Genomic DNA, 17,660 nt, shown 5'->3' with positions numbered 1-17,660 from the left:
CCCGACCAGATCCGGGGAAAGGACGTGACGCCCGTGACGGAAGCGGTCACCCCTTCGGCGAGTACCACCCTCGACTCACTGGCCCCCCTGCTGCGCGCCTGGCTGCCCCGGCAGCGCTGGTTCGCGGGCAAGGGCCGCCCGGTCACCGGGTTCACCCCCGTGGCCGTGACCCAACTCCTGCCGCGAGGCGGCAGGTTGGACCTGTACCACGTCCTGCTGCGCGTCCATCAGCCACCGGAGTCCGCGCACCCCGGCGACTGCTACCAGCTCCTCATAGGCGCGCGCGAGGCGCTGCCACCCCGGCTGGCGCCCGCGCTGATCGGCCATGTGACCCGGGGCCCGCTCGCCGGACGCACGGTGTACGACGCCCTGTACGACCGCCGGCCCGCCGAGGTGCTGCTGGAGGCCCTGCGCACCGGGGCCCGCGTCGGCGGGCTGCGCTTCGAGCGGGACCCGCGCCAGGAGATCCGGCCCCATCTGGTGGCCCGGATGCTGGCCGCCGAGCAGTCCAACTCCTCGGTGGTCTATGGAGATACGTTTATTCTCAAGCTGTTCCGCCGGGTCGTCCCCGGCGTCAACCCCGATCTGGAGCTGCCGCGGGCGCTGGCCCGCGAGGGCTGCCCCCGAGTGCCCGCGCCGACCGCGTGGCTGCGCGCCGATCTGGACCAACAGCCGTACGTACTCGCGGTGTTGCAGCCCTTCGTGAGCGGTGCCGCCGACGGCTGGGAGCTGGCGCTGCGCGAGCTGGCCAAGAGCGAGGACTTCACCACCGAGGCGCGGGCGCTGGGCCGGGCCACGGCCGAGGTGCACACCGCGCTGGCCCGCGCCCTGCCGACCGTCACCCTCGGCCCCGCCCGGCTCGGGCCGCTGGTCGACGGGATGACCGAGCGGCTGGCGGCGGCGGTCCAGGCCGTACCGGCGCTGGGGCCGTACGAGCGGGGGCTGCGGTCGGCGTACACCGCGCTCGCCGAACTGGCCGCCGGGGGCCGCACCTGGACCGCCCAGCGCATCCACGGCGATCTGCATCTCGGGCAGTGCCTGCGCGCGCCGTCCGGTGACTGGTCGCTGATCGACTTCGAGGGGGAACCGGCCAGGCCCCCCGCCGAGCGTCGGCTGCCGCAGCCGGTGGCGCGGGACATCGCGGGGATGCTCCGCTCCTTCGACTACGCGGCCTGCTCGGCGAGTTCGGCCCCGGCGCGGTGGGCGCACGACTGCCGGGCGGCCTACTGCTCCGGCTACGCGGAGGTGTCCGGCCGCGATCCGCGCACCGATCCGGTGCTGCTGCGCGCCTTCGAGACCGACAAGGCCGTCTACGAGGTGGTGTACGAGGCACGCCACCGCCCCGACTGGCTGCCCGTGCCGCTGTCGGCGATCCGCCGCCTCGCCGTGTCCGACCCTCACTGACCCGACTCTCGCCCCGGGAGACTCGCTCGTGACGTCGAAGAAGCACCAGACCGATCCCGCCGTGGGAGCCGAGGACCGCGCCCGGCTGCTGGCCGGCACCCACCACGACCCGCACTCCGTGCTGGGCGCCCACCCGGTGCCGGGTGGGGTCGCCTACCGCGCCCTGCGCCCGGGCGCCCGCTCGGTCACCGTCGTCTCCGGCCCGCTGCGCACCGAACTGCGCGACGACGGCGACGGATTCTTCTCCGGACTGCTCCCCCCGGACGCCGCAGCGGAGGCGAGCCGGCTGCGGGTGGCGTACGGCGACACGGTCCAGGAGACGGCGGACGCCTACCGCTTCCTGCCCACGCTCGGCGAACTGGATCTGCATCTGATCGGCGAGGGCCGGCACGAGGAGCTGTGGCGGGCGCTCGGCGCGCACGTCCTTGAGCATCAGGGCGTGCGCGGAACCCGGTTCGCGGTGTGGGCGCCCAACGCCCGGGGCGTCCGGGTCGTGGGCGGCTTCGGCTTCTGGGACGGCACCGGGTTCCCGATGCGCTCGCTGGGTTCCTCGGGGGTCTGGGAGCTGTTCCTGCCGGGGGTCGGCGAGGGCGAGCTGTACAAGTTCGAGATCACCCGCCCGGACGGCTCGGGCACCCAGCGCGCCGACCCGCTGGCCCGCCGTACCGAGGTGCCGCCCGCGACCTCGTCGATCGTGCATGTCTCGCATCATGAGTGGGGCGACGCGGAGTGGATGGCGCACCGCGGGGACACCCCGGTGCACGAGGCGCCGTTCTCCGTCTACGAGGTCCATCTCCCGTCCTGGCGCCCCGGCTCGACCTACCGCGAACTGGCCGACCGACTCACCTCCTACGTGCTGGAGATGGGCTTCACCCATGTGGAGCTGATGCCGGTCGCGGAGCATCCCTTCGGCGGTTCCTGGGGCTACCAGGTCACCGGGTTCTACGCGCCGACGGCCCGGCTGGGCACCCCGGACGACTTCAAGTACCTGGTGGACCGGCTGCACCAGGCCGGGATCGGGGTGCTGATGGACTGGGTGCCGGCCCATTTCCCGCGCGACGAATGGGCGTTGGCCGAGTTCGACGGGCGGCCGCTGTACGAGCACCCCGATCCGCTGCGGGCCGCGCATCCCGACTGGGGCACGCTGGAGTTCGACCTCGGCCGGCGCGAGGTGCGCAACTTCCTCGTGGCGAACGCCGTGTACTGGTGCGAGGAGTTCCATGTGGACGGGCTGCGGGTGGACGCCGTGGCCTCCATGCTCTACCTCGACTACTCGCGCGAGCTCGGGGGCTGGCGGCCGAACGAGCGCGGCGGCCGGGAGAACCTGGACGCGGTGGCCTTCCTCCAGGAGATGAACGCCACGGTCTATCGGCGCTGCCCCGGCGTCGTGACCATCGCCGAGGAGTCCACGGCCTGGGACGGGGTGACGCGGCCGACCCATGTACAGGGTCCGAGCGGGTTCGGCGGCCTCGGCTTCGGCCTGAAGTGGAACATGGGCTGGATGCACGACTCGCTCCAGTACATGTCCCACGACCCCGTGCACCGCGCCTACCACCACGGCGAGCTGACCTTCTCCATGGTGTACGCGTACAGCGAGAACTACGTCCTGCCGATATCCCATGACGAGGTGGTGCACGGCAAGGGCTCCCTGGTCTCCAAGATGCCGGGCGACTGGTGGCGGCGGCGTGCCGACCTGCGCGCCTATCTGGCCTTCATGTGGGCCCACCCGGGCAAGCAACTCCTCTTCATGGGGCAGGAGTTCGCGCAGGGCGCGGAGTGGTCAGAGGCGGTCGGGCCCGACTGGTGGCTGCTCGACCCGGCGTACCCCGCGGCCCCCGACCACAGGGGCGTCCGCGACCTGGTCCGCGATCTGAACGCCTGCTACCGGGCCACCCCGGCACTGTGGCAGCGCGACACCGACCCCTCGGGCTTCGAGTGGATCACCGGCGACTCGGCGTCCGACAACGTGCTCGCCTTCCTGCGCCGCGACGCCGACGGCTCGCCCCTGCTCGCCGTCTGCCACTTCTCCCCCGTGGTCCGCCCCGACTACCTCATCGGCGTCCCCGACTCCGTCCCGGCCTGGACCGAGGCCCTGAACACGGACGCGGAACGCTACGGCGGCAGCGGCGTGACCAACCCGGGCCCCCTGAAGCCGGAACCCCAGCCCGCCCACGCCCAGCCGACGGCGGTCCGCCTGACCCTGCCGCCCTTGGCCACGGTGTGGCTACGACCGGCTTAGGGAGCGCCGGACGGCTGGGCGGGTCCCGGCCGGACGGGCCCCGGAGAAGAAGTCCTCCGGGGCCCGTCGGACGGCCGCTCTACTCGTCCCGCCGGGCCAGCGCCCGCGGCAGATCGCCGGTGTGCAGGACGCCCAGGCGCTGGGTGGCGCGGGTCAGGGCGACATAGAGGTCGCTGGTGCCGTACTCGGCCGGTTCGACCACCAGGACCGAGTCGAACTCCAGGCCCTTGGACTGCCGGGGGTCGAGGAGGACGACCGCCTGGGTGAGGTCGGGTTCGGCACCGGCGGTGACACCGTCCAGGCGGGCGGCGATCGCGCGGTGCAGCCGGCGCGGCGCGATGACCGCCAACCTGCCCTCCACCGGCGCGAGTTCGGCGGCCGCCTTGGCCACCGCGCCGGGCAGATCGTCGTCCTCCCGCCGCACCCAGGGCCGTACCCCGGTGGAGCGCACCGAGCTGGGCGGCCGGAAGTCCGGCTGCTCGGCGCGGACCACGGCCGCGGCGAGGTCCATGATCTCGGACGGGGTGCGGTAGTTGACGCCGAGGCGGGTGTGCTCGTACCGGTCCTCGACATACGGCGCGAGGATCTTCGACCAGGAGCCGACCCCGGCCGCCTCGGCGGTCTGCGCGGGGTCGCCGACCAGGGTCATCGAGCGGGTCGGGCAGCGCCGCATCAGCAGCCGCCAGGCCATCGGCGACAACTCCTGCGCCTCGTCCACGATGATGTGCCCGAACGCCCAGGTCCGGTCGGCCGCCGCCCGCTCCGCCGCGCTGCGATGGTCCGCCTCCTCCTGCCGCTCGGCGAACCGCTCGGCGTCGATGATGTCGTGCGCGGACAGCACCTCCGAGCCGTCCGGGTCGCCGTCCTCCTTGTCCTCGAACTCGTACGTCCGTGACGCGTAGGACACGTCCAGCACGCCCTGCGCGTACGCGATCTGCGTCTCGCGCTCACGATCGGCGCGGAAGCGGGCGAGCCGGTCGTCCTCGCCGAGGAGTTCGGCGGCCTCGTCCAGGAGCGGCACGTCGGCGACGGTCCAGGCGCGGGTCACCGGGCGGCGGACCGCGGCGGCGTCCGCGTCGCTCAGATACCCCTCGGGCTCGGCCAGGAAGTCGGCGATCAGGCGCTTCGGGGTGATCCGGGGCCACAACCGGTCGATGGCGGACCAGACTTCGGGGTTCTCGGCGAGTTCGTCGCGGATCTGGGTGATGTCGGAGGCGTCGAGCAGGCTGCTCCCGTCGTAGGGGTCGGTGCCGACCCGCTCGGCGTACAGCTCGGTGAGCGTGTTGAGGATGTGGCCCTCGAAGTACTCGCGGGCCGCGTTGTGCGGCAGCTTCGCGGCGCGGGTGCGTTCACGGGCGACGCCCACCAGGCCGTCGTCCAGCATCAGCACCTCGCGGTCATGCTCGATCGCGAGGACCGGGTCGGGCAGCGCCTGCCGGTCGCGGACCACCTCGGCGAGCACGTCCGCCATGTCCGCGCGCCCCTTGACCGCGGCCGCCCCGGGGGTGTCGGTGCCGGTGGCCCGCACCCCGGGGAACAGCTCGCCGACCGTGGCCAGCAGGACGCCGGTCTCGCCGAGGGAGGGCAGCACCTCGCCGATGTAGCCGAGGAAGGCCGGGTTGGGCCCGACGATCAGCACGGCGCGGCGGGCCAGCAGCTCCCGGTGCTCATAGAGGAGGTACGCCGCCCGGTGCAGGGCCACGGCGGTCTTGCCGGTACCGGGGCCGCCCTCCACGACCAGCACGCCCTGGTGCGGTGCCCGGATGATCCGGTCCTGGTCGGCCTGGATGGTGCGCACGATGTCGCCCATCCGGCCGGTACGGGCCGAGTTCAGCGCGGCGAGCAGCACGGCGTCGCCGTTGTGGTCCTCGTGCCCGGTGCGGGTGGCGTCGCCGAGGTCCAGGATCTCGTCGTGCAGATGGGTGACGGTACGGCCCTCGGTGGCGATGTGCCGGCGCCGCCGCAGCCCCATCGGGGTGTGCCCGGTGGCCAGGTAGAAGGGCCGGGCGACCGCGGCGCGCCAGTCGATCAGCACCGGTGTGCGCTCGGCGTCGTCCGCGCGCAGTCCGATCCGGCCGATGTGGTGCGTCGTACCGCTCGCGAGATCGATCCGGCCGAAGCAGAGCGAGCCGTCGACGGCGTTCAGCGCGGCGAGCAGCCCCGACCGCTCCGCGACCAGGATGTCCCGCTCCAGCCGGGCCTGCATGGGCTTGTCACCCTGCGCGAGCGCGTCCCCGACCGAGTCCTCGGCGTCACCGCGCAGCACGTCGACGCGCGCGTACAGTCCGTCGATGAATTCCTGCTCGCGACGCAATTCATCGTCTGGAAATTCGGTGTTTGACAATTCCGCTCCCGCCCGGATATACTGTGCCCACAAAGCTTTTCCGTGACCGCAGCCATGTGAAGTCACGAACCATTGAATATACGCGCAGAAATCCCCCGGACGCAATTGTCCGGGGGATTTCTTGTGTGCGGGCGCGACTCCCCGGCTCACGTCCAGGCCCCGCCACCCACCCGGCCCGCCGGGTCGAAAACCGGCCGTCTCCGACCACGGATCTCTCGTTCACCGCCACGGAAGACACACAGGAGACGCACAAGTTCCTCATGGTGAGGCCACATATCGCCCGTCGATCCAGGTGCTGGAACACCGCAAAAGGTTCAGGCCAACGCTGCGCGACCCGAGCATAACGCTCTGTACTGCACGTTCCGTGTATGCGTAAGGTATCGCCGCGCCTTACCGGATCTTGACCAATCCGTTGTTGCGCGCACATCGCTCGATGACCGGGGGAACACCCGCGTGCGCGGGGAGCGCTCTGCTCGTACCGGAGCTTTCTGCTGCCGTCGTACGGCGGATCTCCCGGTCCGGCCGTCCGACAGTGAAGAAGGGGGACGCTGCTTTGCGCTCCAAATCCTGGTTACGCCTGCCCGGGTTACGAAGATCAGGGAAGCTGACCGCGGGTGTGTCGTCCGTGGCCGCGCTGGCTGTGGTGGCCGGTCTCGCGGTGCAGCCGGGTCTGTCCCGGTTGACCGCCGAGCCGGCGGCCGATTCCTATCCCTGGTACCAGGACTCGGCTGCCGAGCAGTTGCGGCAGGACCAGTGTCTGATGACCGACGTGTTGCGCCTGGGCGGGCCGTCGATGGCCGCGACCGCGCGGGACGGCCTCAACCAGAGCCCGGACAAGCTGCATGTTCTCGCCGACCGGAAGAACTGGGAGCAGACGCCGCTGGCCGTCGCGTACCGGAGCGACCGGGACGCGGCCGGCAAGCAGCTGGACGACCTCGACGCGCTGCGGGCCGGCTGGAAGAAGCCTCTCGACGGCCTGGCCACCCCGGCCGGGTTCACGGAGGTGGGTTTCCACTGGCCGCCGGACGGTGACCAGAGCTTCTACGACCAGACCGGTCTGAGCAAGTGGGTCGCGGACCGGTTCTGGCAGCAGGACGACGACTTCTATCAGGACGAGACTCCTGAGGCCGACGGCAAGACCCTCAAGGCCGTCGACGATCTCGGCAACGCCCTCTACGGCAAGGACCCGGACACGTCCGGGCTGTCCCCGCAGGAGCGGGACCGGGCGTGGGCCGAGCACGATGCGTTCCAGTGGATGCACGGCGTGCCCGGCGCGAACGCGGGTGCCGACGATGCTCGGCTCTTCCTGTCCTCCGGCGGCTTCCCGCGTACGGCTCCGCAGCCGGGGACACCGGAATACCGCATCGCGGTGGAGGACGTGAAGTCGCGGTTCGCGGCGTGTGGTTGGCGTGATCCGCTCGACCCGGACGGGGTGCTGGGCGATGTCACCTCCACGGCCGCGGACGAGTGGCAGCAGGAGGTCTCCGCGCAGGCCGCGCAGCGCAACCGGATCCTGGACACGGACAAGACCGCGGTGGACGCTCTGTCCAAGGGCGCGAAGGCGCTGAGCGACATGCTGGGCGACTCCTGGGTCGCGGACCATCTCACACGCTGGCAGGACTACTGGTCGCCGGGCGGCGTCGGCTGGATCGGTGACGGCTCCCTGGTCATGCAGGTCGAGGCGGCCAACGGGAAGTGCCTGGACGTGCAGGGCGGCGGGACGGCCGACGGCACCCCGGTACAGATCTACACCTGCAACGGCAGTGCTGCCCAGCAGTGGAAGTTCTGGGGCTCCTACGACGGCGGCTACGCCCTGTACAACGCCAAGGCACAGAAGTGCCTCGATGTGAAGGGCGCCGCCGACGCCAACGGCACGAAGATCCAGGTGTGGACGTGCAACGGCACCGCGGCTCAGCAGTGGCAGTTCGACATCCGCGCGGCGGGCGAGCTGCGCAATGCCGCCACCGACAAGTGCCTGGACCTGCATACGTTCGACAACGGCAACGACAGTCAGCTGTACACGTGCAACGGCACGGACGCGCAGAAGATCCGCGTGGTGGCGCAGTCGCACGACGGCACCGACAAGCCGTCGTACCCGGACAAGGCGCAGTTCACCAAGGCGACGGCCGGCGTCACCGCTGCCCGCAACGGCGCCGGCAAGCAACTGGCTCTGCTCAAGGTTCAGTTGGTCGCCGCGAGAAGTGCCGGTGTCGTCTCGGATGCCGCCCTTCAGACCGCCTACGGCATCGCCGATACCCAGGGCGCGCCGCGCGGCCGGGGTCTGCTGGTGGGGCAGCAGAAGGCGCAGGTGACCCGGGGTGCGGTGGCCGCGCTCCAGGCGATGGAGAAGGCCGGTGAGACGGCCGAGGCGGCCACCCGTGCCTCGGCCGGGGACAGCGCGACCATCGCGCAGCGTGCGCTGGCGCAGGCCGCGCAGGTCAAGGCGGAGTTCCGCAAGGAGGCCGCGAAGGCGGCCGAGGAGCAGGCCCAGGCGGCCGCGGACGCGGCCAAGGTGCACCGTGACAACGCCAAGGCGGACAAGGAGACCGCCGAGGCGAGACTCGGTGACGCACTGAAGGCCGAGGGGGACGCGAAGGCGGCCGCCGCGGACGCCCACGCCAAGCGGCTGGCCGCGGAGGCGGAGGAGAAGACGGCCAAGGCGGAGAAGGAGACGGCCGCCGCCAAGCGGGCCGACGCCGCCCGGTACAAACAGGATGCGCAGGCGCAGGCGACCAGGGCCGGGACCGCCAAGGACAAGGCGGCCGCGGCCGAGAAGACCGCCCAGGGCAAGCGCGACGACGCCGTCAAGGCCAGTGACCACGCCAAGGCGATGCGCGACGACGCCTGGGACGCCGAGCAGAAGGCGGACGCTGCCCGCGCCAAGGCCGACGCCAAGAACGCCTACGCCGACTCCCTCGACTCGGGGGACGCGGCCGACGCGGCCCGATCCGCCGCCGACGACGCGGACAAGGCCGCCACCGAAGCCGAGACAGCGGCGACGAAGGCCCGCGCGGACGCGGACGCGGCCACCCAGGCGGCGGCCGACGCCGACGCCGCGGCGACCCGTGCGGAGGCAGCCGCCGAGCGGGCCCGCGCGGACGCGGACGCCGCCCAGGCGGACAAGCTGAAGGCGGACGCGGCGGTCCGCACCGCCACCAGCGCGGTGGCCGACGCCATCGCGGCCTCGCAGGACGCCGCCGCCGAGGCGAAGTCCGCGGTCAAGCTCGCCGGCGAGGCCGAACAGCACGCCAAGGACGCCAAGAACCAGGCCGACCAGGCGAACACGGAGGCGGGCAAGGCCGTCGCGGCCGCCGCGAAGGCCGCCGGGTTCGCGCATGTCACCGCGCAGGCCGCCGTCGACGCCGGGAAGGCCGCCGAACAGGTCGCGAACCCGGCCAACGACGCGATCCAGCTCGGCTCACCGTACGTCGACACCGACTCGGCGGCCGCCCTGGTGGTCCTGACCGGACAGGCGTCCAAGTCCATCGCCGACCAGCAGCGGGCCGTCGCCGACGCCCACGCCAAGAACGCCGCCGCCGAGGCGGACGCCGCCAAGAACCTCGCCGACCAGGCCAAGGGCGACGCCAAGGAGGCCTACCAGCACGCGGCGGGCGCCGCCCAACACGCGGCCGACGCCCGTACCTATGCCAAGGAGGCCCTCGGCTACGCGGCCGACGCCGCCACCGCCGCATCGGCCGCCGCCGCGTCACTGACCCGCACCATCGACTACGACAAACAGGCCGCCGACGACGCCGCGGCCGCAGACAAGGCAGCCGGCAACGCCGAGGGCTACGCCAAGGACGCCCGCGCCTCCGCCGACGCCGCCGAACTCGACGCCGCCGCCGCCCGCTCCGCCGCCGACCAGGCCGAACAGGACGCCAAGGACGCCCGCGCGGCCGCCGACCGCGCCGACACCGCCGCAACCGAGGCCGAACAAGCCGCCAAGGACGCCGACAAATACGCCAAAGACGCCCAGGACGCGGCCGACAAAGCCGAACACGAAAAGGCCAACCAACAAGTCCAGAGCGGTGCCACGACCGGTGTCGGCGGAGTGTTCTCCGTCATCGACGACATCAAGCAGAAGGGCGACCCGGAGCGCCTGCCGGACGATTGTCACCGCCTCCCATGTGACTTGGTGTACCGGGTTCACTTCGACGCGGTCGTCAGCTTCTACATGTGTGTCAACCCGGACGTGCCCGCGACCGACGCCGGCTGCCCCGACACCGACACCGTCTATCTCGGCACACAGACATTCGCCGACCAGACCCACGAGGTGAAGGTCTCCTCCTGGCAGGCGACCGTCGACCTGTGGAAGGGGCTGTTCGAGGCGATCACCGGCGACTTCACCGGCTGCTATCACAAGCTGAAGGGCGACGGCGGCAGCCTCGGCGACTGTGCCTGGGCCGCGTCCAACTTCATCCCCGGCAAGGCGATCGAGGAGGCGGCGAACGCCATTCGCCTCTTCGAGATCGCGCTGCGCAGCGGAGTCGGCATCGAGGACGCGGCCAAAGCCCTGCGCGTACTCAATCTGGATCCCAAGGTGATGGCCGCCATCGAGCGCAGGGCCGAAGTGGCCGAAGTGGCGTTCACGGCGTGCACCAAGAACAGTTTCCCGGCCACCACGCAGGTGGTCATGGCCGATGGCTCGTACCGGCCGATCGATTCGCTGCACGTGGGTGACCAGGTGCTGGCGGCCGACCCGGACACCGGCACCGCTCGCTCCGAACCCGTCACCGACACTTACCGGCACAGCACCGACCGACTGGTGAGCATCGATCTGGCCGACGGCAGCAGTCTCGACACCACCGCCGGGCACAAGATCCGTACCAGGGATCGCGGCTGGATCGTCGCATCCCAGCTGCTGGCGGACGACCGGCTGCTCGGCTCGGACGGGTCTCTGCGCCCGGTGACCCGTGTGCGTGACCACTCGGGGCTCGCCCCTCGGCGGGTGTACGACCTGACCGTCGACGGCTTGCACACGTTCTATGTGCGCACCACGGGCCCTGGGTCCACGGCGGACGTGCTGGTGCACAACTGCCTCAACCTCGGCGACGAACTGCTGCCTGCTCTCCAGCCGTACAAGGACGAGATCCACACCCTCAAAGAGCATGTGAATGTCGACGAGGAAACGGCATTCAAGCTTGCCGAGAAGAAGGGAATGCCCAACACCGTCTGGACCAGTCAGGACATCGCCCAGCAGGCAGTGGACCGCGTGGTGAGCGACTACTTCTCCACATTCAACAGTGCCGGCCAGAGGGTGCTGGACACCAGGAAGTGGGCGAGCTTCGAGAAATGGCTGGCCCGGGCCCGGGACGGTGAGCAGTATCAACCCATGACGGGCAAATGGGATGCCTACCAGTCGCTGGGCAAGGCGTATCATCCGGACGGCCGAACGATAACGGACGCGGGCAACGACGTCGTGGTGATCCTGATGAAGGTCAAGGGCCACAATGGCGCCGGTCGGGGCGGGTACGTCGTCAAAACGGCTTACCCGCGGTGAGGGGCCGGATCATGGACGAGCACTCCACGTACGTCACGCTCGGCTACAGCGATGACTTCGGGCTGACCGGGCTGGCGGAGCGGATCCACTCCTGCGGGCGCCGTATCGACCGGACGTCGGCTCTCGCCCTCGCGGCCGAGTCGGCGGACGAGTCAGACGGAGAAGAGGCGGTCGAACTGGGCGAGGACGCACGCCGTTTGCTGTCCTCGCCGGTCTCCGACGAGATCCTGCGCACCGTGTGGCTGGCTTCCGTCGGAGCGTGCTTCGATCCGGCCTCCCACGGGATGGATGCCCGTGCCTGGCTGACGAAACTGTCGGAGATGGCGACGGGCCGGCTACGGCGGAACAAGCGCTCCTACGTCCCACCGGAGGTCCGGCCGGTGCGGGATGCCGGGCTCGGCCGCCTGGTCGTAGCGGAGATCCGGGACCTGGGTGCGGCCCTGGACCGTGCGCAAGGAGTTCCGGGCCTGGCCGCGGACCTGGAGCAGATCGTCGTCCGGGCGGACGTCGACCTCGGGTACCGGCTCTTCCTGAGAGTGCTGAAGGTGTCCCGGCCGCGGATCGAGAAGGAGCGCTACGACCGGCTCCTCGCGCTGGCAGAGCCCCTCGGCTACCCTCTCGCGGTCGTCCATGACGGTCTCGACGTGTGCTGGCCGCCCGTCGACACCCGGCGGCGGGGCATGGAACGGGATTTCGGTCTGTCCGGACTCGCCGAGCGGTTCGCCGGTTCATGGCACCCTCATACCGCCCGGGAAACCTTGAGCGATCATCTCTCCTGGGACGGCTTCGAGCGAACTCCCGGTACGGAAGCGGCACTTCTGCTGGAGGACGTGCTGCGGTTGCTCCGCTCCGATCTCTCCACGGAAACCCTCACCACTCTGTGGCTCGCGACCTCGGAACGAGGCGGCGGTATCCATCTGTTCGGTGGCGACGGGCGCCGATGGCTGGAGGAAGTCGACGCGGTGTGCGAGGGACGGCTGCGTGCCGTCGCTCCCGCGTACGTCCCGGCCCTGCGACCCGTCGACATCGAGGCGACACCGGGTGTACTGCGGCGGCTCCGCGAGATGGAGGAGGACATGGCGGGGCGGGTCGTCGGCCACGGCCAGGAGGCCCTGCCCGGCTCCGTCGTGGCGGCAGCGCTGGAACAGGTCGTCGCCCGGGTGGATCCCGACCTGGGATTCCGGCTGTTCCTGCGGGCCCTGGCCGCGTTGGCCGTGCCCCTGACCCGCGAGCGGATCGCCGAGTACGAGGCTATGGGCGAACGGTTCCGGTACGGCGAGTCCCACTTCTTCCGGATCGAACAGCTGGTCAGGAACGACTGAGAAGGCCGCCACGGACCACCCGCACACGGCGTCGCCCTCCTTCCCACCGGTCGTGGGAGGGAGGGCGACGCCGCACGGTGGCCTCAGACCAGCACCCCCGCCGACTCCTCCACCTCCAGCAGGGACGCGCTGTGGCGTTCCTCGTCGAATTTGCGGCGGCCGCCGCGCAGGCCGAAGAGGCGTTTGGCGAGGGCGATGTAGAGGACGGCGAGGATGTTGAGGGCGAGGGTGGCGATCTTGAGGTAGCTGATCTTCTCGGTCAGCTCGTAGATCTCCAGCGGGAGGAACGCGGCGGTGGCGACCACCGTGAGGTACTCCGCCCAGCGCTTGGCGCGCCACAGGCCGACCGCCTCGACCAGTTCGATCAGGGCGTAGGCGAGGAGCAGCCCGGCGACCAGGAGAAGCGTGGAGTGCCGGTAGCCGAACGCCTTCTGGATGGAGCCGACCACGGGTGAGTGGTCGAGGTCGTAGTGGAAGTGCCGGAAGACCGGGCGCAGCACGGTCAGGTACTCGTTGAAGAGCCGCCGTACCGCGTCCTGGCTGTTGCTGAACTTCCACACGGCCACCGCGACCAGCACTATGAACACCCCGCGCACGGCCCGCTCGATGGCGAGGAAGCGCAGGATGAACAGGTCCCGCAGCACCTTGCCCCGCGGCACCAGCGGCGCGTCCTGCGCCGGTCCCGATCCGTGCGGCTCCCCGAGCGCGAAGTCCCCGCAGCGCAGACAGCGCCACGCGTCCCCCAGCCCGGTCTGCGCGTGCAGCCGTACCCGCAGTCGCGGATCGTCCGGCGCGTAGGTCACATGCCCCTTGCGCGCGCAGGTCCGCCGGTCCCAGTCGATCTTCATGTCCCCCGTGCCTCCATACAGGTACAGACGCCACGCACAAGCGTGCCGTTCCGGTCGTCCGGAACGGCACGCTAATGGATGTCGGCAGGAAAGCGTCAGCCGGTGGTGGTCTCCGCCAGTTCCTTCTCCGCTTCCTTCACCTCTTCGGTCGTCGCGCGGCGCGGCAGCAGGAGCGCCACCAGGACCGTGCCGACGCCGAGGACGACCGCGCCGACCAGGCTGGTGTGGGCGACGGCGGAGGAGAAGGAGGAGCCGACGGCGTCGGCCATCTGGCGGGCGCCCGCGGCGAGTTCGGTCGCCTGCTGCTTGAGCGCGGCGGCCTGCTGGGGGCTGCTCGCGTGGGCGGCCTGGGCGGCGACCTGGTGGGCCTTGTCGGCGATGCCCTGGGCGACGGCGTAACCGGCGCCGACCGAGTCCTGGGCGGTCTCCAGGGCGCTCGGCGGGAGCTTGCTGCCGGCGGTGGCGTCGGTGAGGTGGTTGCCGTACGACGTGGCCAGCAGCGAGCCGAGGATGGCGATGCCGAGCGAGCCGCCCAGCTCCAGCGAGGTGTCGTTGACCGCGCCGCCGACGCCCAGTTCGGACTCGGGGAACGCGCCCATGATCGCGTCGGTGCAGGGCGAGAGGGCGAGGCCGATGGCGAGGCCGAGGATGATCAGCGGGGCCACGAAGTCGCCGTACGTCGAGCCCGCGTCCACCTGGGTGAGCAGCGCGAGGGCCACCGTGCCGAGCACCATGCCCGCGCTGACGGTCCACTTCATGCCGACGCGCGGGGTGAGCCAGCCGGTGAGGCCCGAGCCGACGAACACGGCGCCGGCCAGCGGCAGCATCCGCACACCGGTCTGGAGGGCGTCGTAGCCGAGGACGAACTGGAGGTGCTGGGTGAGGAAGTAGAACGCGCCGAACACGGCCAGGAAGAACAGGGCGACGGCCAGGTTGGAGCCGGCGAAGCGGCGGTGCGCGAAGCGGCGGACGTCCAGGATCGGGCGCGGGTGGCGCAGCTCCCACAGGACGAAGGCGATCAGGCCGACACCCGCGATCACGGCGGCGGCGACGGCCTTGCCGCTCCAGCCGAAGTGCGGGCCCTGGATGATCATGTAGACCAGCGAGCCGGTCCAGATCACGGACAGCAGGCCGCCGACGTAGTCGATGCGGTCGTGGTGGCCGGCCTTGGACGGCGGGACCAGGACGAAGGCGGCGACCAGCGCGACGAGCGCGATCGGCACGTTGATCAGGAAGGTCGAGGACCAGCCGTGGTCGCGCAGCAGCGCACCGGCGACCACCGGGCCCGCGGCGATGGCGAGGCCCGCCGTCGCCGTCCACAGCACGATCGCCTTGGCCCGCTCGGCCCGCGGGAAGGTCGCCGCGAGCAGCGACAGCGTGGCCGGCATGATCAGCGCCGCGCCGACGCCCATCACCGCACGCGCCGCGATCACGGTCGCCGCGCTGTCCGCGAGGTAGCCGAAGACCGCGCCGCCGCCGAAGACCAGCAGGCCGAGCACGAGCGCCCCGCGCCGGCTGTACTTGTCGCCGATCGCGCCGAGCAGCAGCATCAGCGCCGCGTAGGGCACGGTGTAGCCGTCGATCACCCACTGGAGGTCGGCGCTGGAGAGGCCGAGGTCCTTCGTCATGTCGGGCGCCGCGACCGTGAGGGCGGTGTTGGCCATCACGATGATCAGCAGGCTCAGGCAGAGCACCAGCAGGGCCCACCAGCGCCGGGCGTAGGGGCGCTCCATCTTCTCGACCGGTTCGGTCATGACGAGTCGCATGGCAGGGGTTTGCCTTCCTCAGGTTCGCGACGGAACTTGCACACCATCGTGCAATTGCACAACGATGTGCAATGTACGCCGTTACACAGTGCTGTGCAAGTTGGGTGAGGAAGTGCAGAATGGCCACCATGACCACGGGTAACCCCAGCCGCGCCGACGCCAACCGCCGCCGCATCCTCGACGTCGCCCTCGCCGAGCTGCTGCGCGACCCGGACGCGTCGATGGACCAGATCGCGCGCGCCGCCGGAGTCGTACGACGGACCGTGTACGGCCACTTCCCCAGCCGGGAGGCGCTGATCAGCACGCTGACCGACGAGGCCGTGCAGGCGCTCGCGGACGCGGACGCGGCGGGGCGCACGGGGGTCACGGACCCGGCGGAGGCGCTGGCCCGCTCGGTGCTGGCGCTCTGGGCGACCGCCGACCGCTACCGGCTGCTGATCGCCCTCGCCCAGCGCACGGTCACCGTCCAGGGCATCCGCGAACGGCTCGCACCGGTGCGCGCGGCCAAGGTCCGGGTGCTCCGACAGGGCCTGGAAGAGGGTGTGTTCACCTCGCCGCTGCCCGCCCCGGCGCTCGCCTATGTGCATGAGCAGACGCTCTTCGCGGTCATGGAGGCGGTCAACGACGGGCTCCTGGCGGCGGAAGAGGCGGGCCGCGCCGCCACGGTCACCGTCCTGACCGCGGCGGGCGTACCCGCCTCACTGGCCACCGCCCTGGTGACCAAGGTGAGTGCGGACCTGTAGCCCGCGACAGGGCGAGTCCGCGCCCGCGGGTCCGTGAACGGCCGGATGCCCGGCCCCGGTTCAGGCGGAGCCGGGCATCCGGAGTAGGAGGCCGGGGTAGCTGGGGGCGACCAGGGGCTATGCCTTGGCCAGCCGCTCCTCCCGGGGCTCGGGAACCTCCGCCACGGTACCCGCCGTCACGTCCATCACCGTCTCGTCGAACGGCAGTTCACCGGAGAGCACCTTCGCCACCCGCACCTTGTCGATCTCCTTGGTCCAGGTGCCCACGAGGACGGTGGCGATCGCGTTGCCCGCGAAGTTGGTCAGCGCCCGCGCCTCGCTCATGAACCGGTCGATGCCGACGATGAGTCCGACGCCGTCCACCAGCGCGGGCTTGTGCGACTGGAGGCCGCCGGCCAGCGTGGCGAGGCCCGCGCCGCTGACCCCCGCCGCGCCCTTCGACGCCAGCAGCAGGAAGAGCAGCAGCGGGATCTGCTCGCCGACCGACATCGGGGTGCCCAGCGCGTCCGCGATGTACAGCGACGCCATGGTCATGTAGATCATCGTGCCGTCGAGGTTGAAGGAGTACCCGGTCGGCACCGTGATGCCGACGACCGGCTTGCTGACCCCGAGGTGCTCCATCTTCGCGATCAGGCGCGGCAGCGCGGACTCGGAGGAGGAGGTGGACAGGATCAGCAGGAACTCACGGGCGAGGTAGCGGCACAGGGAGAAGACGTTCACCCCGGCGAAGATCCGCAGCACCGCGCCGAGCACCATGAAGACGAACAGGACACAGGTGATGTAGAAGCCGAGCATCAGCACGGCGAGGCTCTTCAGCGCGTCCAGTCCCGCCGAGCCGGTGACCGCGGCGATCGCGCCGAACGCGCCGATCGGCGCGGCCCACATGACCATGGACAGGATGCGGAACACGAGCCGCTGGATGTGCTCGATGCCGCGCAGCACGGGCTGCCCGGCCGTGCCCATGGCCTGGAGGGCGAACCCGGCGAGCAGGGCGACCAGCAGGGTCTGCAGGACCTGGCCCTCGGTGAAGGCGGACACGAAGGTCTGGGGGATGACCGACAGGACGAAGTCGACGGGCGGCAACGCGTCGCTGCTCACCTGCGCGTGGCCGGTCTGCTTGAGGGCGCTGGTCAGATGGAGCCCGGCGCCGGGGTGCAGCACATTGCCGACGACCAGGCCGATGGCGAGCGCGACCAGCGACATCACGAGGAAGTAGCCGAGGGCGATACCGCCGACGGCGCCCACCTTGGCCGCCTTGCGCACCGAACCGATGCCGAGCACGATCGTGCAGAAGATGATCGGCGAGATCATCATCTTGATCAGATTGACGAACCCGGTGCCCAGCGGCTGGAGCTGGACGGCGGCATCCGGCCAGATGAGTCCGACGGCGATGCCGAGCGCGACGGCCACGATGACGGCGATGTACAGGTAATGGGTCCGGTCCCGCCGCTTGCGGGGTGCGGCAGCTGCCGTATCGGGAGTGGTGGCGGCCAC

Annotated in this window: 9 protein-coding genes; 5 read left to right on the top strand and 4 right to left on the bottom strand. The window is 71.1% G+C overall.

All coding sequences use genetic code 11. The features are described from left to right. Positions 1-33: 33 nt before the first annotated feature. Both AB0N90_RS05695 and glgB read left to right on the top strand, forming a co-directional pair. Positions 34-1,404, top strand: a complete 1,371-nt coding sequence (locus AB0N90_RS05695) for a maltokinase (RefSeq protein ID WP_365193209.1) — start codon at positions 34-36, stop codon at positions 1,402-1,404. Between the two features lie 28 nt (positions 1,405-1,432). Next, entirely contained in the window at positions 1,433-3,643 is a 2,211-nt protein-coding gene (glgB, locus tag AB0N90_RS05690) for a 1,4-alpha-glucan branching enzyme (protein WP_361674503.1), read from the top strand. A 79-nt stretch (positions 3,644-3,722) separates the two neighbouring features. Here the strand turns inward: glgB and AB0N90_RS05685 are convergent, their stop codons facing one another. After that, positions 3,723-5,957 carry a UvrD-helicase domain-containing protein gene (locus AB0N90_RS05685; RefSeq protein ID WP_365193208.1) on the bottom strand — a complete coding sequence of 745 codons (2,235 nt, stop codon included), beginning with the start codon at positions 5,955-5,957 and terminating at the stop codon, positions 3,723-3,725. A 655-nt stretch (positions 5,958-6,612) separates the two neighbouring features. On the opposite strand from AB0N90_RS05685, the gene AB0N90_RS05680 reads away from it, so the two are divergent. Then, positions 6,613-11,487, top strand: coding sequence for an RICIN domain-containing protein (locus AB0N90_RS05680; protein WP_365193207.1), 4,875 nt, complete (start codon positions 6,613-6,615; stop codon positions 11,485-11,487). A gap of 11 nt (positions 11,488-11,498) precedes the next feature. Beyond that, positions 11,499-12,809: a hypothetical protein gene (locus tag AB0N90_RS05675; protein ID WP_365193205.1), complete on the top strand. Its 1,311-nt coding sequence runs from the start codon at positions 11,499-11,501 to the stop codon at positions 12,807-12,809. A gap of 83 nt (positions 12,810-12,892) precedes the next feature. On the opposite strand, the gene AB0N90_RS05670 is transcribed toward AB0N90_RS05675, so the two are convergent. Continuing rightward, complete coding sequence (locus tag AB0N90_RS05670) at positions 12,893-13,657, bottom strand: DUF2127 domain-containing protein (protein WP_365193204.1); 765 nt, start codon at positions 13,655-13,657, stop codon at positions 12,893-12,895. A gap of 95 nt (positions 13,658-13,752) precedes the next feature. Then, entirely contained in the window at positions 13,753-15,423 is a 1,671-nt protein-coding gene (locus AB0N90_RS05665) for an MFS transporter (RefSeq protein WP_361674509.1), read from the bottom strand. Between the two features lie 119 nt (positions 15,424-15,542). On the opposite strand from AB0N90_RS05665, the gene AB0N90_RS05660 reads away from it, so the two are divergent. Next, entirely contained in the window at positions 15,543-16,166 is a 624-nt protein-coding gene (locus tag AB0N90_RS05660) for a TetR/AcrR family transcriptional regulator (protein ID WP_365193202.1), read from the top strand. A 117-nt stretch (positions 16,167-16,283) separates the two neighbouring features. On the opposite strand, the gene AB0N90_RS05655 is transcribed toward AB0N90_RS05660, so the two are convergent. Further along, positions 16,284-17,660, bottom strand: a complete 1,377-nt coding sequence (locus tag AB0N90_RS05655; RefSeq protein ID WP_365193200.1) for a cation:dicarboxylase symporter family transporter — start codon at positions 17,658-17,660, stop codon at positions 16,284-16,286.

This window comes from Streptomyces sp. NPDC093018, from assembly GCF_040684035.1.
GTDB lineage: Bacteria > Actinomycetota > Actinomycetes > Streptomycetales > Streptomycetaceae > Streptomyces > Streptomyces murinus.
The sequence above is the reverse complement of the archived record's forward strand: the minus strand, read 5'-3'. Positions and strand labels throughout refer to the sequence as shown.